Source organism: Amycolatopsis sp. NPDC003731 (genome assembly GCF_053586895.1).
Window position 1 is genome coordinate 46,496 of sequence record NZ_JBSFNC010000036.1, and the last position, 19,968, is coordinate 66,463.

Here is a 19,968-nt window from a genome sequence, read left to right on the forward strand (position 1 = left end):
CCGTCAGCCCTCCAGCACTTCCACCGTGACCCGCACGTGGGCGGGCACCGCATCCACGACCGTCGCCGTCAGCCGGCGCACGTCGACCCGCGCCGGATCGGGCACCCGCACGAGCACCCGCACCCACGGCGGCCCCGGGTCCGGCAGGGGTGCGCCCGGCTGCGGGTCGGCGACCACCCCGCCGCTGTCGGTCACCTCGACCACGCCACCGGTCAGCAGCCGCACGTGTTCGGTGAGGCCGCGCCGCGTGCCGCGCCACCGGTGCAGGTCGACCGACCGCGTCACGAGCTGCCGCAGCTGTTCCGGGCTCCAGCTCTCGTCGACGCGCAACGCGACCCAGTGGGCCAGCCAGCCGACGAAGTCGGCGGGCGCCACCCCCGGGTCGAGGTAGCCCGAGAAGTTGTCCAAAGTGGAGATGACCGGCGCGAGCACTTCGTCGAGTGCACCGGTGAACCCCTGCACGAACCGGTCCTCGGCGTACACCGAGGGCAGCTGCTCGCCGATCGGGTGCGGGGTCGGCAGCCCGGGGATGCCCGTCCTCATGCGCCCGCCTCCCGCACCAGGGGTCCGGCAAAGTCGCAGTGGCACGTCCGGGCGTCGACCGGTCGGCGTCGCGCCGCCGCTGTCTGTCGAGTGCGGCAGCCGCATCGGAACGTCGCGAATGAGTCATCCGGGACGTCTGAAGTCTCCAATGACTCATTCGGGACACGAACCGCGCCGCCATCGGACGCGCCACCGCGACTTTGCCGAAACCCTCCCGGGGAAGGGCGAGGGAGCTTCCGGGGTCGGGCCTCGCTGCTTTCTAGGCGGTGGTGCCGCGAGTGTCGACCCGGTGCGGGTGCGCGGTGAGAGGTCTCGAATGACTCATTCGCGACGTCGGAGGTCCCGAATGAGTCATTCGCGACACCAGCGCCCGCGACCTGCGAAAGCCACTGCCCGATCGCGGGCAGCTGCTCGCCGATCGGGTGCGGGGTCGGCAGCCCGGGGATGCCCGTCCTCATGCGCCCGCCTCCCGCACCCGCACCTGGTGCCCGAACGAGAACGCCAGCGCGTTCGGCGGCAGGTCCAGCCGGTCCACCTGCTCACCGCGTTCCCGCGTGATCGGGTTGGCCGCGAACAGCCGCACGTCCTCCACCAGCTCGACGCCGGGAAGCCGTTGCAGCACCGCGAACACCTCGCCCGACTGGACCGGGCGGCCGAAGGGCCAGCCGTCGCCGTCGGGGCCGCCGCTGATCGGGTTGAAGTAGTCGTAGAGGGCCTGGCTCGCCCGGGCGCCCAGCGTGCCCGCCGTAGTCCGGCGCCGGGCGCGCAGCCGCGCCACCACCGTCACCCCCTGGTAGAACGGCGGTTCCACGGACACGAGCGCGCCCACGCAGCGGCGTTCGCCGAGGTGGCGCTCGATCCGGGCGCGCATGCCGGCTTCGAGCATCAAGGTCGCGAAGGCGAGCTCGCCGGTGTCGGGCACGGCGGGCACGACGAGCACCCGGATCGCGCCGGTCTCGCGGCCGTCGGGCCCGTGCGCCGGGATGCAGCGCACCCGGGCCGCTTCCGGTGCCGCCTCGCGGGCGAGCTGCTCGTAGTCCTCGGCGGTCACCGCGCGGTCGCGGGTGCGCAGCAGCAGCGGGCCGCGGACCGCCGCGTCCCGGACCGATTCGCCGTCGACCCCGCCGATCGCCGGGCGGCGGTTCACCACGCTGCTGACGAACGGGATGGGGTCCCGCTGCACCTCGAGGACCTCGCGGGCGACGTTGCCGCGCCGCCCGCCGCCGGAGCGGTACTCGGGCACGCGGATCGCGGCGGACTTGGCCGGGACCGCCCCGTAGTACCGGAGGCCGCCCTCGGGCTGGCGCACCGCGGGCCCGAACTCGACCTGCCCGCCGACCCGGTCGAGCAGGACGTGCCGGTCGTCCGGGCCGGAGTCGGCGAAGGAGCGGACCTCGGTCCACGGCTGCCAGCCGTCCGGGCCCGAGACCTCGACGACCAGTTCGCCCTCCCCGACGACCACCGGGGGCCGGCCGAGCGGGAACCGCTGGCCCGGCGTGCCGTCCGACGTCCCGACGACCTCGTTGCGGATGATCTCGGCGTGCACGGCCCCGACCGTGCCGCCGATGGTGGCGGCCTCGACCGCGTGCAGCCGCGGCGGGCGCTGGTAGAACGGCTGGTTCTGCTTGGCCTCGACCAGCCGGCACCGCAGCCAGCCGGCCCGCTGCCGCGCGAGCACCGACATCGCGTGCCCGTCCGGGACGTGCACCACGATGTCGCCGGCCCGGTTGAACGCGCCGGTGGTGTCGCGGTCGACCTCGCACGCCGCCCAGCCGGTGCCGTCCCAGGCCTCCCACAGCCACGGCGGGTCGCGCGGGTCGACACCCTGGCCTTCGACCTCGCAGTTCATCCGCAGCAGCACCGCGCAGCCGGGCACGGCGTCCGACAGTCCGAAGAGGACCGCGTCGCCGGGGGCCGGGGTTTCGGAGAAGGCCGCGGGGCCGCCGCCGACGAGCAGTTCGTCGGTGCGGTCGACCGGCGGCAGGCCGGTGTCGGCGGTGCTGGTCGCCAGGTGCGCGAGCGAGCACGGCACGATGGTGAGCGTCCGCTCCACGGTGAAGACCACCGGGTCCTCGACCTCGTTGCGCACGCTCGCGACCTGCTTGCCGCTCGCGACGACCACCGGGACGTCGCGGGCGGCCGAGAGCCAGAACGTCACGTCGGCCCGCGCCGCGGCCGGCGGGAACAGCCGGACCCCGATCAGGTCGAGGAACCGCAGGTAGTGCCGGTCGGGCACCCGGTTGAGCCGGTAGAGCAGCTGGTCGACCATCTGCGCGAACGTCTCGATCAGCGTGACGCCGGGGTCGGAGACGTTGTGGTCGGTCCACTCCGGGCAGTTGCGCTGGACCAGGTACTTGGCTTCGTCGACCAGGTCCTGGAACCGGCGGTCGTCGAGGTTGGGCATCGGCAGGGACATCACGCACCGTCCGCTACGGACTCGTGCGGCGGGATGACGTAGAAGGGGAAGACGAGGTTGCGCGGGTCGTTGGTGCCGCGCAACCGGTAGCGGATGTCGATCAGCAGGGTGCCTCGGTCGGCTTCGTCGAAGCTGACGACGACGTCGTCGAGGGTGATCCGCGGCTCCCAGCGCTCCAGCGCGACCCGGACCTCGTAGGCGATCTGCCCGGCCGTCGCCGCGTCGGCGGGCGCGAACACGAGGTCGTGCACCGCGCAGCCGAACTCCGGGCGCATCGGGCGTTCGCCCGGCGACGTCGCGAGGATCAGCCGGATGCTCTCGACGACCTCGCGCTCGCCGCCGACCAGCGCGATCGAGCCGGTCGCGTCGGTGTGCAGCGGGAACGCCAGTCCCCGGCCCAGGAAGTCCACGTCAGCCTCCGATCAGGACGGTCGGGCAGCCCATGACGATCGGCGCGCCGCAGGCGGCCATGTCGCCCATCCGGGCCGCGGGCAGGCCGCCGATGAGCACCGTCGGGCAGCCCGGCGGCGCGATCGGCGTCGGCGGGTGCACCGCGGGCGGCGGGAACGAGCACGTGTGCAGCGTCCCGACGTTCGCGGCGGGCATCCCGCCGATCAGCACGGTCGGCACCCCCGGGCCGGCGATGACGCCGGGGTGCCCGGTCGGGTCGCCGACCCTCGCGGCTGGTGGCATGCGCACTCCCCCGTCAGTTGATCTTGACCACGCTGCCGCGCACGGTGACGACACCGCTCGCGGTCAGCTCCGTCTGGCCCTGGCCCGCGACCGAAACGGTGGCGCCCTCGACCTTCACCCCGGCCGTCCCGGCGAGCTTCAGCTGGCTGGTCGCCTCGATGCTGGCGTCGGTCTGGGACTTCACGGACACCTTCTGGCCCTTGAGCTCCAGCGGCCCGGTGCCGGCGTCGATGCTCACGCCGTTCTGCGCCTTGACCGTGACGCTCTTGCCGCTGGTCACCTCGATGACCTGGTTCTTCTGGTCGATCTTGACCACGAACTTCGCATCCCCCGACGACAGGATGATGCCGTCGTCCTCGGCGAACTCGAGCTTGTGGCCCTTCCGCGAGACGAACCCGCGCAGGGCCACCTCCCCGCTGTTGCCGTCGACGATCGCCTTGGTGAACTTCGACGGCGCCGCGTCCTTGGTGTTGTAGAGGCCACCGAGCACGTAGGGGGCTTCGAAGTCGCCGTGTTCGAAGCCCACCAGGACCTCGTCGCCGACCTCCGGCAGGACCACCGCGCCGCGGTCCTTGCCCGCCCCGGGCTGGACCGTGCGCGCCCAGGTGCTCGTGAAGTCCTTGTCCAGCCACGGGAACGTGAGCTTGACGCGGCCGAGCTTCGCCGGGTCCTTGAGGTCGGTCACCTGCGCGGGGACGACCCCGGGCCACGCCGAGGTCTTCGCCCCGCCCGCGACCAGGCCGTAGAGCGAGCGCTCCTGGCGGCCGGACACGGCGAACTCGGTGGTGTAGCCGACCTCGTCGTTGAACAGGTGGCGCGTGCTGGTCAGCGTGTACTTGCCGGAGAAGGGCCGGCCGACGCCGGTGAGCGTGACGGCGGTGCCCGCACGCAGCTTCGGGTTGCCCTTGGCGACGCCGTCGAGTTCGGTGCAGGCGCTGCCGAACCGGTCGGCGAGTGCCTTCGCGGTCGCGTCCGCCTCGCCCTGGGCGCGCCGGGGCGCGGCGGCGTCGAGGAAGGGCGGGCTGGCGAACTTGCCCGCCAGCGCCACCGGGTCCACCCCGGGGACGTCGGTGCCCGCGTTCTTCGGGGTGGCGGTGGCGCTGATCGGCTGCTTGTTCTCGTAGTCCCAGCCGGTGACCCGCACTTCCGGGACCTGCTCGGCCGCGGTGACGCTGGCACGCAGGTTGAGCAGCGTGCCGTGGGCCTCGAGGACGAGCGGGTCCGCGGTGGCCTTGGTGGTGGTCGAGGGGGCGCCGGACGGCTGCTCCGGCAGTTCGAAGTTCAGCTTCCCGTCCCGGACGGCGATCTGCGCGCCCACCGCGTCGGCCAGCCGGGACAGGAACTCCCAGTCGCTGACGTTGTCCTGGGACAGCTGGGTGTTCGGCCGGCCGCCGAAGCCCTTGACGTTGTCGATCTTGCCGACCGGGATGTTCGCGCGCTGGGCGACCTTGCGCACGACGTCGGCGATGGTCATGTTCGGGTACGCGGTGACCCGGCGGCCGCGGAACAGCCGGTGCGCGTGGTCGTACCCGCGGACCTCGGTGAAGGTGCCGTGGCTGTCGAGGTCGATCGCGACCGCGGTGACCTCGCCGGAGAGCAGGTCCTGCGGGCCTTCCGGGTCCGACGTCTGGACCTTGAGCCGGATCTTGGCCCCGACCTTGAACTTGCCCTTCTCCAGCACGACGGTCCCGGGGTCGCGAAAGCGCAGCACGAAGGTGTCCGGCAGGTTCCGGCTGTCGTCGACGTAGGCGTAGCTGAGCATCACCTTGACGTCGTCGGGCAGCGCGGTGCCCTCGACCTCGACCAGGAGGGTGTTCGTGAAGGTCTCGTTAGCCATCGAGCTCCTCCAGCGCGGGCACCAGGAGCCGGGTGCCGGGCCGCAGCCGCATCGGGTCGTCGATGTCGTTGGCGTCGGCGATCTCGCGCCACTTCCCGGCGTCGCCGTAGGCGCGGAACGCGACCGAGGGCAGCGAGTCCCCGGCGACGAGCACGTGCGTGTCCCGCGCGGCGAGCGCGCCGGAGGTGGGGTTCTGGCCGCCCAGCTCGCCGGAGATCTCCTCCAGGTTGACCGTGCAGACCGCGCGCACCGGCGTGCCCGACGGCGTGAACAGCGTGTACTTCGCGGTGACGGAGGCGACGTAGGCGGGGAAGCCGGTCATCCCGCCCCACTTGAAGATCACCCACGGCGGCGAGGGCTTCTTGTGCTGGCGGCTGTCCTCGGTGGCCACGCAGCAGGTGAACAGCTGCTCGACCTTCTTGACGACGGCGTCGTCCATCTTGTCGGTGGCGTCGAGGAACATTTCGAGCGCCAGCTTGGCCGGATCGGACCCCTTGAACTGCGGCGGCGCGCTCTTCTTGGCGTTCGGCTGCGCGTCGCGGCCCCACTTGGCGTTCTTGCTGACCGACAGTTCCTTGGGGTTGAACTGGAACTTGATGTCGAACATCTTGTCCCCGGGCGGCTGCCCGGTCCCCCCGGACTGCGGCGGCTTCCGCACTTCGAGCAGGGCGCGCTGCAGGTTGCTGGGCGCCGGTTCCCCGGACCCGTAGGCGGCGGGCGGCTGGGAGCCGGCGGAGGTGAAGGTGACGGGCGAGGACATCGGTCAGCCCTTCTTCGCCGGGCTGAGGAAGCCGTGGTGGGCCAGTTCGAGGGTCTCGGTGGCGACTTTGGGTGAGTCGGGCGAGAGCTGCGGCCCGCTCCACCGCACCGGGACGACGCCTTCGAGCGCCCAGCTGGCGATGACCTTGCCTTCCAGGGTGCGCGCCTCGATGGTGGCGGTCTTGCGTTCGATCCCGCTCGCCAGGCTGGCGAACCACTTGGTGATCTGCGAGCTGGCCTCGGTGACCGGGCGCGAGAGCTTGATGTTCGAGTACTTGATCCGGGTCGGCAGCTGCCAGACCATGCCGTTGTTGCCGCCTTCTTCCCGCTGTTCCATGACGAATTCGCAGCCGAGGCCGTCGCAGCTGGAGAAGGCGCCGAGGTTGCCGAGGTTCTTGTCGTCCAGCTTGACGACATAGCAGACGGCAACGGCCTCTTCGGTGTCCGGCATCGCGGCTCCTCCTTCAGTGCGGGCGGTCGGTGAGCGCACCCCGGCGCTCACGGTCGAGGCGAAGTTCGGTCTTGAGGCGGCGCAGGAGCGGGTCGAAGAGCTTCTTGACGAGCTCTTCGGTTTCCGGCTGCGGTGGCGGTTGCGGTGTGGCGGGAGCTGGGGTGGGGTCCCGCTGGATGACTGTGGTGACGGTGGGTGCGGGTGCGGGTGTCGGCGCGGGTGGTGGGTCCGGTGTGGACGGTGGGCTCGGTTCGGCGATCCTGGCGACGGGCAGGTCGGCGGCGGCCTGGGGCCGCGCTTCGGGGGCGTTGTGTGGTGAGACGTCGATCGCGCGGGCGACGGGAAGCGGCGGGGTGGTCTCTTCCGTCGTTGTGACCTGGGTGGCTTCGGGGGTGTTGGTCGCCCGGGTGACCAGGAGTGGTGGCAGTGTGGTTCCCGCGGTGGGCGCAGGGGTTGAGCTGTCGAGGGAACGCGCCACCGGGAGCCCGTCGGTTGCCAGCGGAGTGGCTCCGCCTGCGAGGGTTCGCGTCGGCACGGCGTTGGTCCCCTGGGTGGCAGGGCGTGACGGCAGCCCCGCTGGCGTTTCGAGCGGCACCACGGAACCACCGGTCTCGCGCAGCGGCAGCGCGGCTCCCGCCACGGGGGCCGCGGCGTCGGCCTCGCGAGCCACGGTGAGCGGCAGCCCGGTTCTGGTCGAAGGCCCCGAGCCGTCGACCGCGCGAGCGACGGTGAGCGGTATTGCGTCTCCCGCCACGGGCGCCGAACCATTGGCATCGCGCCGCGGCAGTCCGGTTTCCGCCGCGGTTGTCGAGGCATCGAGGGACCGTGCCACCGGAAGTGTCGGCAGGGCGGCTCCCGTCCCGTGGGTGGCCGAGCCGCCCGCCGCAGGGTGCGACGGGGTTTCGATCGCCCGCGCCACCGGTAGTGCGACTCCGGTTCCCTGGATTGCCGAGCCGCCCGCCGCAGGGAGCGACGAGGTCTCGATCGCCCGCGCCACCGGTAGTGCGACTCCGGTTCCCTGGGCGGCCGAGCCGCCCGCCGCAGGGAGCGACGGGGTTTCGATCGCCCGCGCCACCGGCAGCGCGGCTCCCGTCCCCTGGATTGCCGAGCCGCCCGCCGCGGGGAGCGACGGGGTTTCAATCGTCCGCGCCAACGGTAGTGCGGCTCCGGTTCCCTGGGCGGCCGAGCCGCCCGCCGCGGGGAGCGAGGGGGTCTCGATCGCCCGCGCCACCGGAAGTGTCGGCAGCGCAGCTCCCGTCCCGTGGGTGGCCGAGCCGCCAGCCGCGAGGTGCGCCGAGGTCTCGACGGACCGTGCCACCGGGAGCGCCGGCAGCGCGCCTCCCGTCCCCTGGGCCGCCGAGCCGCCCGCCGCGGGGAGCGAGGGGGTCTCGATCGCCCGCGCCACCGGAAGTGTCGGCAGCGCAGCTCCCGTCCCGTGGGTGGCCGAGCCGCCAGCCGCGAGGTGCGCCGAGGTCTCGACGGACCGTGCCACCGGGAGCGCCGGCAGCGCGCCTCCCGTCCCCTGGGCCGCCGAGCCGCCCGCCGCGGGGAGCGAGGGGGTCTCGATCGCCCGCGCCACCGGTAGTGCGGCTCCGGTCCCCTGGGCGGCCGATCCACCCGCCCCGGAGTGCGCCGAGGTCTCGACGAACCCTGCCACCGGGAGCACCGGCAGCGCAGCTCCCGTCCCCTGGGTCGCCGAGCCGCCCGCCCCGGAGTGCGCCGAGGTCTCGATCGCCCGCGCCACCGGGAGCGTGGAGGCTGCCGCCGCCGGGCCATCGAGGGGTTGAACCACCGGGAGCGCCGAGGTCGCTCCCGTCGCCGAGCCATCAACAGGGAGCCCAGGGGGCTCGATCACCCTGGCCACCGGCAGCGTGCCTGCTCCGCCCATCGGCGCGGCGGAGTCATCGCCCGAGCGAGCCGCGGAAAGTCCCGAGGTTTCAATCGCTTTGGCCACCGGGAGTGTCCCCGCTCCGGCCGAGTCATCGGCCGCGGGCGGTTCGGAGTTGCCCACCGGGGACGAGCCTTCGTCCACCCGAGCGACCGGAAGCGGCGGTCCCCCGCCGGGCAGATTCGCCGAGAGAGTTGCTTCCGTCGGAGTCTCCGTCGCTCGCACCACCGGAAGTGGCGGCTCCTGCCCCACCGGACCGGCCGACGGGGACCTCTGCGCCACCGGGAGCTCGGAAGCTTGGGTCTCGGCTGCCGGCTGTGAGGACGTTTGCGCCAACGGCCCCTGCGCTACCGGCAACGCCGAGGTCTCGTGCAACGTGGACCTCTGCACCACTGCCCCACCAGAGGATCCCGGTGTCTCGGCCGCCGACGTGGAACCTTGCGCCAAGATCGAAGGCTCGCCCGCCCCCAGCGAGGTCTCCGCCGCAACCACCAGCTCCGGAGATCCACCCACCGGCTCGGAAACGCTCGTCGAGCCGCCCGGTGTCCCAGGCGGCTCCAGCGGGCGGAAGCTGTTCACCGGCGGTGATCCGGTTGCCCGTGCCTCCCGAGGCGGCGACCCCGGAGCGACCGGCAGCATCGGCGCACCGAGTCCCAGCCGCCGGGGTGTCGCCTGCTCCGTCCGCTGGACCAGCGGCAGCTCCGGCCGCGGCGGCTCGACCGGCTCCGGTTCGGCCACCACCGGCTCCGGCGTCGCCACGGGCACCACCGGGGCGTCCCAGGTGTCCGAGGCCGCCGGAGTGTCCACAGGGGACGGCTCCGCGATCGCCTGCAGCGTGCGCACCGGCGGGGTGTCCACGCTCCCCGCCGAGGTCAGCAGCTGCACCACCGGGCGCTTCGCCACGACCGGCAGCACCAGCGGCATCGAGGGCGGTTCCGCGGACCTCTGCACCGCCGGGGCCACGACCCGCTGCACCGACGCCCCGACCGGCCGGACCAGGTCGCCGATGACGCCCGCCGGCTCCGCCGGCCCCACCCGGTGCCCCAAGGGCTCCAGGTAGCCCGGGCTCCGCCACGACGTCAGCGTCGCGCTGAACCGCTGCACCGGGTTCACCAGCGGGTGCTCGGCCAGCACCCGCTGGATCGGCGGCACACTCCGCCACTCCCCCCGCGTCACGGGCAACGAAACAGGCGAAGGCGTAGCAGGCGCCTTCCTGCGGAACCACATTCCAGCGTCACCGTCCCTGGCTCATCCGGGTGTTGATCCGGGCGATCTCGGCGACGTAGGTCAACCGGTCGGGGTGTTCGAGGTCGAGGATGTCGTCGAGGGACCAGTGCAGGTGGTAGGCGACGTACGCGACTTCCTCGTGCAGCCGGTCGGCCGCGTACGTCACGATTCCCCCAGGCGGCCACCGGCGACGTCGACGACGAAGCCGTGGCCGCACTCGGGGCACGCCACGCCCGCCCTGGTGTGGCCCTCGCTGTTGACCCGGCGGTACATGTCCTGCAGGAACGCCAGGTCGGAGGCGAACAGGTTCTCGATGATCCCCGCGTGCACGTCGGTGATGTCGCCGATCCGGGTGACCACCCGGGCCAGCAGCACCACCGTGAGGAACGCCGAGTTCTCGCGCACCCGGTCGTCCCGCAGCGGGATCAGCTCGTCGCGGGCGGTGGCCAGGCGCATCACCCCGGAGTGGTGCACCTTGCCCTCGTCGTCGACGTACCCGCGCGGGAGCTCGAACGCGAACTCCGTCCGCAGCTTCGGCCGCTCGGCGCGCGGCTCGTCCGGAGCGACGGGAGCCTCCGGCGCCGAGGCCATCACCCTGCGCATCGGCTCACTCGACTTCCATCTGCTCGTAGGTGATGACGAGCTTCTCGGTGAGCACGCTCGTGTCGCCGGCCTTCAGCGAGCCGATCTCCAGGCTCTTCGGCCAGGCGTTGGTGAGCTTGTAGCGCTTGATCGCGGCGCCTTCGTAGTCGTAGACGATGATCGCGCCGCCCTTGCGGGCCGTGGTCATCTTGCCGAAGTGGGCGTCCTTGACCCACTTCTCGAAGCTGTTGTCCTCGGTGAGGCCGCGGGTGAGCGTGACCTCGCCCGCCTTGGGGCGGCCGGGCAGCTTCTTGATGACGTACTTGCCGTCGACGGTGTTCTGCTTGAGCTCGATGACGTCCTGCTCCATCTTGAGGCCGGAGACCTCGGAGATCTGCTTGATCTGGACGCCATCGATCTCGAGCCCGAAGGAGTGGCCGACAGCCTTGTCGAGATCGGGAAGTGCCATGTCAGAACCCCTTCATCACTCGTTGACGAGGCTGGTGCCGCCGGACATCTGGGCCAGCCGGAAGATCACGAACTCCGCCGGTTTCACCGGGGCGATGCCGACTTCGCAGATCACCTGGCCGAGGTCGATGCCCTCGGCGGGGTTGGTTTCGCGGTCGCACTTGACGAAGAAGGCCTCGTCCGGGGTGAGCCCGAACAACGCGCCCTTGCGCCACTCCATCACCAGGAACGCGCTGATCGTGCGCCGGATCCGGGCCCACAGCGCGTCGTCGTTCGGCTCGAACACGACCCACTGGGTGCCGCCGAGGATCGACTCCTCGAGGTAGTTGAACAGCCGCCGGACGTTCAGGTAGCGCCACGCCGGGTCGCTCGACAGCGTCCGCGCGCCCCAGACCCGGATGCCCTTGCCGGAGAACGACCGCACGCAGTTGACGCCGATCGGGTTGAGCAGTTCCTGCTCCGCCTTGGTCAGGTGCGTCTCGAGGGCGAGGGCGCCGCGGACGACCTCGTTGGCGAGTCGCCGGCGGGCACGTCCGGCTGCAGGCGCCCGGGCACTCGGCGAAGGGACGCGGGACGAGTCCGCGTTCACGCTGTCGGTGCACACCCCGGACCTCGACGACGTCTTCTTCGCCCTAACGACCGAGAAGGAGGCCGCTCGATGAGCTACGCGATTCGGCGACCATGCTGCGGCGCAACCTGAAGCACCTGCGCCGGTACGCCGGGACTGGTGTTGCTGCTGGCGTCGGCGCTGACCTGGCTGGCCGTCGCGGTCGGGCTGGCGGCGAAGAACGCCGAGGGCGCGAATCTGTTCATCCTGCTGGTGCAGGTGTTGCCGTTCGTCAGCAGTGCGTTCGTGCCGACGGACACGATGTCGGGTGCCGTGCGCTGGTTCGCGCGCAACGAGCCGTTCACTCCGGTCTTCGACACCCTGCGCGGGTTGCTTCTGGGTACGCCGGTCGGGACCAGTGCGTGGATCGCCGTGGCCTGGTGCGCGGGGTTCGCCGTCGCGGGGTGCGTGTGGGCGCGGGCGTTGTTCAGGCGCGATCCCACGGCCTGAGTGCCAGTGCCGCGATCGCGGCGGCGCGCAGCGTTCGGCGAGGGCGATCAGGCGCACTGCCGCGGCGCGCTCGGCGGCCGTCCGCGCGCGGTCGAGGTCATCGGTGATCTCGGCGACGGGGTCGAGGCGTCCGTAGTGGGCGTGGGCTATCACGGTGACGGCTTGGGTTCCCACGCCCAGCCGTCGGCGCCGGGCCCGGTATCCTTTGTGGACCGGAGTCGGTCGGCGGTCTGCCGCCACAGGTGCAGGCCGGTGTCGGTGTCGCCGCGGGCGAGCTGATCGACGCCATCCCTCCGATCCACGGCATGGTCGGTAAGCCACGCCAGCGGCCGCGCCGGCTCTACGCCGACGCGGCGCGGACCTCGGAGGTCCACAAGGGCCAGCCGTCGGGGGTGGTGATGACCTGGATGTTTCCGCCGTGGTTGGCGTGTTTGCCCGACCACCACAGGTCCATTCCCTCGGTCGGGCCGGAGGTGCGGCACCGGTCGGTCTCGATCAGGGTGCCGTCGATGCCGACGTGGCTGTACCCGGCCATCTTCGCGGCCGGCAACGCCGGTTCCAGGGCCGGTGCCTGCGCGGCCGGTGGCCGGCTGCCGCACCCGTCCGGCGCGGGAGTCCGGGGTTGGCCTGGCGGGATGATCAACTTGATGCTAGCCTCCTCAGGCGTATTCGAACCTGACCGGGGGAAAACGGATTCTATTTCGCGTTTCGCTGTGCATTGAGCTCGGTAACTCATGCGTCATCTGCGCGAACAAGCGGAATCCGAATTCCGCCTGCAATTTCCAAGGGGGATTGTGAAGAATCTTGTAAAGACGTTCGTTGTGGCCGGTGCCGCAGTAGCGGCGTTGACTGTTCCGGGTGTCGCGATGGCTGCTCAGGGCGGCGCCGCGGCGGCGTCTGCCAGTGTCGGCGTGGCGGATGTCAACAGCAAATGGTGTGGCGAAAACTACAATAGCTGTGTTGTTGAGCGGAGCGAATTCGCTCGATACTACAAAGTTGGGCCGATCGAGTACTTTCCTCGTGACCCCAGCTGCGCAGGTATCTGTTACAGCGGCTACAGGTTCAATTACTGGCCTAAGTGAATAGTGGCGGTGGGGCGCTTCGGCGTCCCACCGTGTTTCACGCGCTGGCCAGAACCGCGGCGATTGCGATCACGATGGTCACCGGTTTCGACGCCGGACACTTTCGCCGGCTTGCCCGAGGGGGCGGCGGTCGGCGCACTCCGGCTCACCTACCACGGCGGCGACGGCAATGAGGTTGCGCTGACGGGTGAGACCGGCGCAGCGCGCCACGGCACCGGAGATGTCGTCGGTCGCGGCGGTGCCGGACTCCGGGTTGCCGTGGTGGCTTGCGGCGGCCGGTGCGCTGGTGGTGGTCGTGGCTGGTTTCGGTCCGGTCCGTGGTGGGCCTTGTCCGCGCGCGGAAATCCTGCGCCCCAACGACGCCGGCGACCAGGTCGTCCTCTCCGCGGTCGACTCGGCCGGCCCGGCCACCACGAACGCCGACGCCACCTGGATCGTCCGGGCGGGCCCGGCCAACTGCTCCTGCCTGACCTTCGAGTCCGCCGACCAGCCCAGCCGGTTCCTGCGCCACTACGCGTTCCGGCTCCGGCTGAACGCCGACGACGCCTTGGCTGACCCAGACCGTGCTCGCGCGGGCGATTTTCTCGATGTCGGAACTCTGGATTCACCGGGCGGTCGCCGTGCGAGGTCGCCGACGGTCCGGGTGGACCGTCGGCGACACCGCCGCGCGGCAGTCGTCAGATACCGCTGACCTGGCGGATCCAGCTGCGGCCCGCCGCGACGCTGCCGTAGGTGGTGGTGCTGGACCGGTCGCTGGTCGAGCAGACCCCGACCTGCACGCCGTCGTCGATCATCGGGCCGCCGGAGTCGCCGCCGGCCACCGCGCCGTCGAGGGTGTCGGCCGCGATGGCCGGGCCGCCGAAGTAGTCGGTGGCACTGGTGTCGGCAATCCGCACCGAAGCCTGCTTCAGGACGGCCGACTGGTGGTTGCCTTCGTCGGTGGACTGGGTCGCGCCCCAGCCGTAGACGCGGGCGGAGTCGCCTTCCTGTGCGTCCGACGAGCTGCCGGCGAGCCGGGCGAAGGTGCTGCCTCCGTTGGTGTTCAGCTTGATCAGGGCGAGGTCGCCGCCGGAGTACACGTACGTCGAGGACGCCTTCGCGTGCACGCCACCGGAGGCGCTGTTGGAGCCGACGTAGAGGTCGATGTCGGTCAGCCGCCGCCCGTTGTCGTCGTACATGCAGTGCTTGGCCGTCAGCACCCAGCGTGCGCCGATCAACGTGCTGGTGCAGAAGAAGGTGTAGCCGTTGGCGTGGCCGTTGAACCGGGTGATGTAGCCGGGGTTCTGGGCCGTGCTGCCGTCGATGATCGACGGTTCGGCACCGGACGGAACCGGCGTGACCGGGGTGCTCGCCGACGCCGGGGCGGCCGCGAGGGTGGCGAACGCGGCGCAGGACACGGCGAGCAGAGCGGCGGATCGGGCGAGAGGATTGCGCATCGGGGCTCCTTGACGGGGACCGGTGGGGACTCACCGAACGTAATCAGCTGGTGTTGCTTCGGTAACCGTCGGAAGATCGGAGAGGATCAACGGAAGAAGACGGATCTTTCGGCGGGTTGTGCGTCGTCCGCCGACGTTCGTCGGGTGACAGGCGTGGTCCGCGCCTGTTAGACCGGTGGTGATCCGGCACGACCGGACACTTCCGCCACGCCGGCGCGATCCGCCGACGGCACCTCGTTTCTCCGCACCGACGCCGAGGATCGCCATGCCGTTGTTCGCGGTGCCGCCGCCGGAGGCCGCCAGGCGGGACCTGGCGCAGGTCCTCGCCGAGGGCCCGTTCAGCCGCGCGCTCTCGCTGGCCATCGACCGCAGCGGCCTGGGACTTGCCCGCCTCGGCAGCCGCTTGACGGCCGCGGGTGTTCCGGTCAGCACGACGACGCTCAGCTACTGGCGCACCGGGCGGACTCGCCCCGAGCGGCCGCATTCCCTGCGCGCGGTGACGGTGCTGGAAGACGTCCTCGGTTTGCCGGCCCGCTCGCTGACCGGCCTGCTGTCCCGCCCCGGCCACAGCGGCGCGCCCGATCCGGTGGGCTGGGAACGGTTGTGGGGTCCGCGCAACGGCGTGCTGCCGGTCCTGCGTTCGTTCGACGCGGCCGACGAGACATCGTTGCTGGTGCTCAGCCTGCACGAGGCCGTGTATGTGGGCGCCGACCGGTGCCTCACCCGCCTGCGGGTGCGCGAGGTCGTGCGGGCGATCGAGGAACCGGTCCAGGCCAGGGTGGTGGCTCTCCGTGGCTGCGCCCCCGGCCGCCCGCCGCGGCTGGAGTCGACGCGGTACTGCCGGGCGGTGCGCACCGAAGTCCTGGCGGAGCCGGGGTTCGTGATCAGCGAGCTGGTCCCGGTCCGCCCGCTGGCGGTCGGCGAGATCGCGATCCTCGAGTACGAGTTCGAATACACCGATGACGTACCCGACACCAGCTACGATCGCCGCTTCCGGCATCCGGTGGCCGAGCACCTGGTGGAGGTGCACTTCGCGCCGGAGGCGTTGCCCTCGGCCTGCCACGCTTACCGGCTGGACGGGCCGGGTGGTGTGGAGCGCGACGTCGCCGCTGTCCCGGTGGCGCCGGAGACGCCTGCCCTCTGCTTCGCGAGCGAGGTGGGCGCCGGCATCCGCGGGCTGCGCTGGGGCTGGCCCTGATCGGTCACGGCCGTAGGTTCTCGTCGAGCATGCTGCCGGCTCGCTGAAGAAGCCCCCTCAGCCGAATGTCCCCGTCGACAGCCGCCGGCGCCGACATCTCGTGGCTGTCTCGCTGGTGCTACCGAGGCGAAGAGTCACTGATCCGCCCGGGTGATCACTGTGACACGGAGGTGTGGTTGGTGCGTGTAGACGTACCTCGATCGTTGAGGCTGGCCAACAATTGGGGGGGGGTGTGCGACTACGCATCGTCACACTGCCCGCCGAGGTGACCGCCGACACCGTGGAGGACGATCAAATGAGCGTGCGCCAGCCGCTGTTCGGAATGGTGGCCTATCGTCCCCGGCACGCGCGCGAGCGGTCGTGGCGATGGTGGCCGCTGCTGGGGCTGCTCGCCGTCGCGGTCGCGGTTCCGGTCGCCGATACTCCGTCCGGAATGGTCATAGTAGGCGTGGTCGCGGGCTTCGTGGCGCTGTTCGCCGCGCTGCGGTGGCGGTGGATCCACGAGGAAGCGAAGCTCCAGGAGATCCTCGAAAGCGAGCTGTCCGAACGCCCGATCTGACGCCGCGCGGCCCGGTCGTCACAACGTCCCGTATCGGCTCGGGTGGCGGCCGTTCCGGCTCCGATCATCGCCCTCCGGCGACCGGTTCGGCGGCGGACTCGGTCACGAGGACGACATCCTCTCGCTTACCGGGCGCCTTCGCAGCGTAGGCGCGATCACCGCAGATCGGTGGCCGATAGCAGGGCCAGCGCCTCGTCGGGAAGCGCGGTCACCGTCAGGTGATGGCCGGTGTCGAGCACGGACAGCGGTCGTAACACCCTGGAAGCCGTCGTGGCCAGGATGATCCGGCCGCCTCGGCGCCCGGCTTGGTAAGCCGCCGCGAGGAGGCGGCCCAGGCAGCCGGCGCCGCAGAAGGTGATGTTCCGCCCGTCGACGACCGTGGTGGCACCTGCGGCGGCCAGCGCTTCGGCCAGCGCGTCCTGGGCGTTCAGATCGAATTCGCCGTCCAGGCGCAACAGGGTGACCGGGCCTTCCCGATGCGCGGAGATGGTGAACGCGGCCGGCGCCGGTGGCGGGTCTGCGGTCATCTCCGTGGCTTCGGTGCGGTCGCGGACCGATGTGCCCGGCAGGCGAGCTGGTCGGGTGCCATGGGACCTCCGGTCTGCGATGCAGGAACGATGCGAATCTACGCTGCGGAGCTCGGGAATGCCGAGTCGGCAGAGTGTCCTGACAGAGCGGCGATCCAGTGTGCTCGGGTAATCACGAGGCACGGACGGCATGTGGCGAGGTCCAAGCCCGCGATGCTGGGTAGTCAGCTTGCATCGTATTTGAATCGCTCTACCGCCGACCGACGCGTCCCTCATGACCATGCGGGCGATTCCGCCGGAGCAAGCAGCTGCTCCTGCCGGTCGGTAGGGTGTGGGCGCGGTGCCCGGCGATCGGGCGGGTAAGAGGAGACCGGATTGACCGACGTCTACGCGCAGACCGACGACCCGTGGGAGGCCGATCGGGTCACGTTCGGAGCGGAGCCGGCCGGTGACGGCTGGGACCGGTGTGGCGTTGATGGTGACGGGCCGCTGGCGCAGCGGTTCGGCGCGCTCGCCTCGGTGCTCCTCGAGGCCGGTTCCCTGCACGAGGCGATGGAACGCGTGGTGTCCGCCGCGCTGCGGATCGTTCCCGGCGCCGAACTGGCGAGCATCACGATGCGCTCGCCCGACGGCGGGTTCCACACCCCCGTCCGGACCGGTGCGGAGGCCGAGGAGCTGGACCGGATCCAGTACCGGACCGGCCAGGGGCCGTGCCTGGAGGCCGCGCGGCACGACGGGCCCGGGCACTGCCTGAGCGACGACCTGGCCGGCTCGGTGGCGTTCCCGGAGTTCGGGCCGCGGGCGGCGCGGTTGGGGTTCCGGTCGTTGCTGGCCACGACGTTGCTGCCGGATCGCAAGTCCGGCCTGCCGCCGGGCGCGATCAACCTCTACAGCCGGCGCACGGGCGCGTTCAGTGACAATGCGGTCGACCACGCGCTGATCTTGTCGTCGCACGCGTCGCTGGCGCTGGCCGGGTCGGCCGCGCACACCGCGGCCGCGTTGCGGGAGGAGAACCTGCAGCGGGCCATCGACGGCCGGGACGTGATCGGGCAGGCCAAAGGCATCCTGATGAACCGCCGCGGGGTGTCGGCCGACGAGGCGTTCGACATTCTCCGCCGCACGTCGCAGGAACTGAACGTGAAGCTGGCGGAGCTGGCCCGCACGCTGACCCAGCGGCACCATGAGCTCGACGGCTGAACTGCCCCGGCGGGTAGTGGGTCCGAACAGAGCAATGACTGCCGCCGAACGGTGTGAATCAATTTCGGGTTGGGTAGTCAGTCGCCAAGTCCGGGCCTTCCGCGCGCAGAAGGCCCGGACCGAGGTTCCGCCGGTCCAGACCTCGGGCCGGCGGAACCGCCTCGGGCTGCCGGGATCCCGTACGTCGGTGCACCGGGCGCTCTCGGATCGCTGTCCGGGGACGCTCCTCGATCAGGTCGGCTCCGTCGAGGCCGCGGTCCCGGGATTGCCGGCCGCGGTCGCCCAGGTGATGGCCGCCGTCACGGGTGGGCGCGCGCCGCAGTGCAGGACATCGCGTCCAGCCCGGCGCAGGACACTTCGGCCCACACCGTCTTGCCGCCCGCCGGGTGCGCGAGCACGCCCCAGGTCTCGGCGAGCTTGTCGACGATCTGCATGCCGCGGCCGCCGAGCCGCTGCGGAGACGGTGCCGCGACGACGGGCTGGTCCGGGGAGCTGTCGTCGACCTCGATCCGCACCCGGCACGGCGTCGGCGTATGGCTCATCCGGATCTGCAACGGCCCTTGGCTGTGGTCGTAGGCGTTGGTCACCAGCTCGGTGGCGACGAGCAGCACATCACCCAGGTGAGCGTCGTCGACCTGCGTCAGCGTGCGCGAGGCCCAACGGCGGACCTGCACCAGGACCGGGGCGGTGGTGCCGCGAAGGTCCAACGACCACGGCGCCGCCTCGCTTCCGGCGTCGCTCCCCTCGGGCATGACCGATCGTCCCTTTCCGGGCTCCGTCCTCCCTGCTGAAGACGTCCGCACACCAGCGGTACCCAGCCCTCGGCGGCGTCAATCCCGCGAATCGGCGATCGCCGCTGCGGCACTGGGCACAGTTCACCGGGGCATGGGTAACGCGCCGTGGCCCTTGCCTGGAGCCCAGCCGGACCTCAGCCCGGCGTTCGGGCAGCTGCCGGTGCCGTCAGTGTCCGGTGGAGTAGATGTTGATGAGGTTGCCGTCGGGGTCGCGCAGGAGCATCGACCGGTTTCCCCATGGCTGGTTGGTGGGTTCCTGGACCCAGGCGGTGACCTGGTCGCCCAGGCGGGCGCGTTCGGCGTCGACGTCGTCGACCTCGAATTCGATGATGGCGGATCGGTTGGCGGCGGCTACGGCGGCGTTGTTGTTGAACCGCTTGACCCCCGCGCTGCTGGCCAGCGCGATGATGCTGCCTTCGGTGTGCAGTTCGGCGTAGTCGCCGGACCCGAAGGGGGTCACCGGCTCGGTGTTCGTGAGCGTGGAGTAGAAAGCGGTCAGGGCGGGCAGGTCGTCGGTGACGAGGCGTACTGAGGCGAGCTTCACGGCGTTCTCCTGGCTGCTCTCGGCGAGCCGGGCTGTCCGGCTCCGCGAAACAGTACGGTACAGTACCGTACTGTTTTCGGTGAGGAGAAGAACGGAGATCACCACGTGGCCCGATCCGGGGACTTCGTCGACGTTCGAGTCCAGCGGTCCAAGGCGGCGGTGCTTGCCCAGACGTACGAGTTGCTTTCGGCCGGCGGTATCGGCGGTGTCAGCATCGACGAGGTGTCGCGACGCTCGGGCGTCTCCAAGACCACGATCTACCGCCACTGGCCGTCACGGGCCGCGCTGCTGATCGAGGCGTGCTCGACGATCGGGTCGGCGCCTCCGGTCCCCGACACGGGCAGCTTCGGCGGGGATCTCGTCGCCTTGGCCGAGGCGTTGGCCGAGCAGCTGCGGAGCGCCCGCTGGGCGGCGGTTCTGCCCTCCATCGTGGACGCCGCCGAGCGCGATCCCGAGTTGGCCGGGCTGCATGCGGATCTGCACGCCCGGTTGATGGCTCCGTTCGGTGTGGTGACCGAACGCGCGCAAGCTCGCGGCGAGCTCGCCGCGGATCGTGGGCCGGCCGACGTCACCGCCGCCGTCGCCGGGCCGCTGTTCTACCGTCGCTGGTTCTCCCGCGAACCCCTCGACGCCGCGTTCGTCGCGCGCGTGGTCGAGGACGCCCTCGACCATCTCGGCGCCTGACCCGTTCGACATGACGAGCGGGCCCG

Annotated in this window: 23 protein-coding genes and 2 pseudogenes; 8 read left to right on the forward strand and 17 right to left on the reverse strand. The window is 71.3% G+C overall.

All coding sequences use genetic code 11. The features are described 5' to 3' along the window. Nucleotides 1–3 precede the first annotated feature (3 nt). The 8 genes from ACWDN5_RS17625 to ACWDN5_RS17660 all read right to left on the reverse strand — a co-directional run bounded on the left by ACWDN5_RS17625 (nucleotide 4) and on the right by ACWDN5_RS17660 (nucleotide 8,653). On the reverse strand, nucleotides 4–543 hold the full coding sequence (locus tag ACWDN5_RS17625) for a phage tail protein (protein WP_449677056.1): 540 nt from the start codon (nucleotides 541–543) through the stop codon (nucleotides 4–6). A 454-nt stretch (nucleotides 544–997) separates the two neighbouring features. Further along, the gene (locus tag ACWDN5_RS17630) at nucleotides 998–2,959 is read right to left on the reverse strand and encodes a putative baseplate assembly protein (RefSeq protein ID WP_449677057.1); all 1,962 of its coding nucleotides are present in this window, start codon (nucleotides 2,957–2,959) and stop codon (nucleotides 998–1,000) included. Beyond that, the gene (locus ACWDN5_RS17635) at nucleotides 2,959–3,369 is read right to left on the reverse strand and encodes a GPW/gp25 family protein (RefSeq protein ID WP_449677058.1); all 411 of its coding nucleotides are present in this window, start codon (nucleotides 3,367–3,369) and stop codon (nucleotides 2,959–2,961) included. Before ACWDN5_RS17635 ends, ACWDN5_RS17630 begins: the two co-directional genes overlap by 1 nt. A gap of 1 nt (nucleotide 3,370) precedes the next feature. After that, nucleotides 3,371–3,652 carry a PAAR domain-containing protein gene (locus tag ACWDN5_RS17640; protein ID WP_310972882.1) on the reverse strand — a complete coding sequence of 94 codons (282 nt, stop codon included), beginning with the start codon at nucleotides 3,650–3,652 and terminating at the stop codon, nucleotides 3,371–3,373. 13 nt (nucleotides 3,653–3,665) lie between these two features. Continuing rightward, nucleotides 3,666–5,489 (reverse strand): VgrG-related protein, encoded by a 1,824-nt coding sequence (locus ACWDN5_RS17645; RefSeq protein WP_310972883.1) that lies wholly within the window; start codon nucleotides 5,487–5,489, stop codon nucleotides 3,666–3,668. Then, on the reverse strand, nucleotides 5,482–6,249 hold the full coding sequence (locus tag ACWDN5_RS17650) for a CIS tube protein (RefSeq protein WP_043785963.1): 768 nt from the start codon (nucleotides 6,247–6,249) through the stop codon (nucleotides 5,482–5,484). The genes ACWDN5_RS17645 and ACWDN5_RS17650 overlap by 8 nt, the downstream gene beginning before the upstream one ends. Nucleotides 6,250–6,252: 3 nt before the next feature. Further along, on the reverse strand, nucleotides 6,253–6,699 hold the full coding sequence (locus tag ACWDN5_RS17655; protein WP_003098522.1) for a phage tail protein: 447 nt from the start codon (nucleotides 6,697–6,699) through the stop codon (nucleotides 6,253–6,255). Nucleotides 6,700–6,712: 13 nt separating this feature from the next. Next, complete coding sequence (locus ACWDN5_RS17660) at nucleotides 6,713–8,653, reverse strand: hypothetical protein (protein ID WP_449677059.1); 1,941 nt, start codon at nucleotides 8,651–8,653, stop codon at nucleotides 6,713–6,715. Between the two features lie 364 nt (nucleotides 8,654–9,017). On the opposite strand from ACWDN5_RS17660, the gene ACWDN5_RS17665 reads away from it, so the two are divergent. Further along, nucleotides 9,018–9,647, forward strand: a complete 630-nt coding sequence (locus ACWDN5_RS17665) for a hypothetical protein (protein ID WP_449677060.1) — start codon at nucleotides 9,018–9,020, stop codon at nucleotides 9,645–9,647. A gap of 174 nt (nucleotides 9,648–9,821) precedes the next feature. Here ACWDN5_RS17665 and ACWDN5_RS17670 read toward each other — a convergent pair whose 3' ends face one another. The 4 genes and pseudogenes from ACWDN5_RS17670 to ACWDN5_RS17685 form a co-directional block, all read right to left on the reverse strand. Next, on the reverse strand, nucleotides 9,822–9,980 hold the full coding sequence (locus tag ACWDN5_RS17670) for a DUF6760 family protein (protein WP_003098516.1): 159 nt from the start codon (nucleotides 9,978–9,980) through the stop codon (nucleotides 9,822–9,824). Next, nucleotides 9,977–10,417, reverse strand: a complete 441-nt coding sequence (locus ACWDN5_RS17675) for a hypothetical protein (RefSeq protein ID WP_449677061.1) — start codon at nucleotides 10,415–10,417, stop codon at nucleotides 9,977–9,979. The genes ACWDN5_RS17670 and ACWDN5_RS17675 overlap by 4 nt, the downstream gene beginning before the upstream one ends. 4 nt (nucleotides 10,418–10,421) lie before the next feature. Continuing rightward, nucleotides 10,422–10,865, reverse strand: a complete 444-nt coding sequence (locus tag ACWDN5_RS17680; protein WP_043785975.1) for a phage tail protein — start codon at nucleotides 10,863–10,865, stop codon at nucleotides 10,422–10,424. A gap of 15 nt (nucleotides 10,866–10,880) precedes the next feature. Continuing rightward, a pseudogene (locus tag ACWDN5_RS17685) lies at nucleotides 10,881–11,381 on the reverse strand (phage tail sheath family protein); the annotation flags it as partial. 210 nt (nucleotides 11,382–11,591) lie between these two features. Here ACWDN5_RS17685 and ACWDN5_RS17690 point away from each other — a divergent pair. Next, entirely contained in the window at nucleotides 11,592–11,921 is a 330-nt protein-coding gene (locus tag ACWDN5_RS17690; RefSeq protein ID WP_449677062.1) for an ABC transporter permease, read from the forward strand. 355 nt (nucleotides 11,922–12,276) lie between these two features. Here the strand turns inward: ACWDN5_RS17690 and ACWDN5_RS17695 are convergent. Further along, a pseudogene (locus ACWDN5_RS17695) lies at nucleotides 12,277–12,501 on the reverse strand (transposase family protein); the annotation flags it as partial. 154 nt (nucleotides 12,502–12,655) lie between these two features. Between ACWDN5_RS17695 and ACWDN5_RS17700 the strand changes: the two are divergent. Together ACWDN5_RS17700 and ACWDN5_RS17705 are read left to right on the forward strand one after the other, a co-directional pair. After that, nucleotides 12,656–13,003 carry a hypothetical protein gene (locus ACWDN5_RS17700; protein ID WP_449677063.1) on the forward strand — a complete coding sequence of 116 codons (348 nt, stop codon included), beginning with the start codon at nucleotides 12,656–12,658 and terminating at the stop codon, nucleotides 13,001–13,003. Between the two features lie 187 nt (nucleotides 13,004–13,190). Beyond that, a complete protein-coding gene (locus tag ACWDN5_RS17705) occupies nucleotides 13,191–13,694 on the forward strand; it encodes an AbfB domain-containing protein (protein ID WP_449677064.1) in 504 nt (167 codons plus the stop codon). Here ACWDN5_RS17705 and ACWDN5_RS17710 read toward each other — a convergent pair. After that, nucleotides 13,681–14,439, reverse strand: coding sequence for a S1 family peptidase (locus tag ACWDN5_RS17710; protein WP_310971731.1), 759 nt, complete (start codon nucleotides 14,437–14,439; stop codon nucleotides 13,681–13,683). The genes ACWDN5_RS17705 and ACWDN5_RS17710 overlap by 14 nt on opposite strands. A gap of 265 nt (nucleotides 14,440–14,704) precedes the next feature. Between ACWDN5_RS17710 and ACWDN5_RS17715 the strand changes: the two genes are divergently transcribed. Both ACWDN5_RS17715 and ACWDN5_RS17720 read left to right on the forward strand, forming a co-directional pair. Further along, entirely contained in the window at nucleotides 14,705–15,637 is a 933-nt protein-coding gene (locus ACWDN5_RS17715) for a hypothetical protein (protein WP_449677065.1), read from the forward strand. A 265-nt stretch (nucleotides 15,638–15,902) separates the two neighbouring features. Further along, nucleotides 15,903–16,196, forward strand: a complete 294-nt coding sequence (locus ACWDN5_RS17720; protein ID WP_449677066.1) for a hypothetical protein — start codon at nucleotides 15,903–15,905, stop codon at nucleotides 16,194–16,196. A gap of 155 nt (nucleotides 16,197–16,351) precedes the next feature. Here ACWDN5_RS17720 and ACWDN5_RS17725 read toward each other — a convergent pair whose 3' ends face one another. Then, nucleotides 16,352–16,723 carry an STAS domain-containing protein gene (locus ACWDN5_RS17725; RefSeq protein WP_449677067.1) on the reverse strand — a complete coding sequence of 124 codons (372 nt, stop codon included), beginning with the start codon at nucleotides 16,721–16,723 and terminating at the stop codon, nucleotides 16,352–16,354. Nucleotides 16,724–17,098: 375 nt separating this feature from the next. Here ACWDN5_RS17725 and ACWDN5_RS17730 point away from each other — a divergent pair, with 375 nt between their 5' ends. Beyond that, a complete protein-coding gene (locus tag ACWDN5_RS17730; protein WP_310971735.1) occupies nucleotides 17,099–17,920 on the forward strand; it encodes a GAF and ANTAR domain-containing protein in 822 nt (273 codons plus the stop codon). A gap of 299 nt (nucleotides 17,921–18,219) precedes the next feature. On the opposite strand, the gene ACWDN5_RS17735 is transcribed toward ACWDN5_RS17730, so the two are convergent. Both ACWDN5_RS17735 and ACWDN5_RS17740 read right to left on the reverse strand, forming a co-directional pair. Further along, nucleotides 18,220–18,672: an ATP-binding protein gene (locus ACWDN5_RS17735; RefSeq protein WP_310971736.1), complete on the reverse strand. Its 453-nt coding sequence runs from the start codon at nucleotides 18,670–18,672 to the stop codon at nucleotides 18,220–18,222. 208 nt (nucleotides 18,673–18,880) lie between these two features. After that, nucleotides 18,881–19,258 (reverse strand): VOC family protein, encoded by a 378-nt coding sequence (locus ACWDN5_RS17740; protein WP_310971737.1) that lies wholly within the window; start codon nucleotides 19,256–19,258, stop codon nucleotides 18,881–18,883. Between the two features lie 159 nt (nucleotides 19,259–19,417). Here ACWDN5_RS17740 and ACWDN5_RS17745 point away from each other — a divergent pair, with 159 nt between their 5' ends. After that, a complete protein-coding gene (locus tag ACWDN5_RS17745; protein WP_449677068.1) occupies nucleotides 19,418–19,942 on the forward strand; it encodes a TetR/AcrR family transcriptional regulator in 525 nt (174 codons plus the stop codon). The last annotated feature ends 26 nt before the right edge of the window (nucleotides 19,943–19,968 follow it).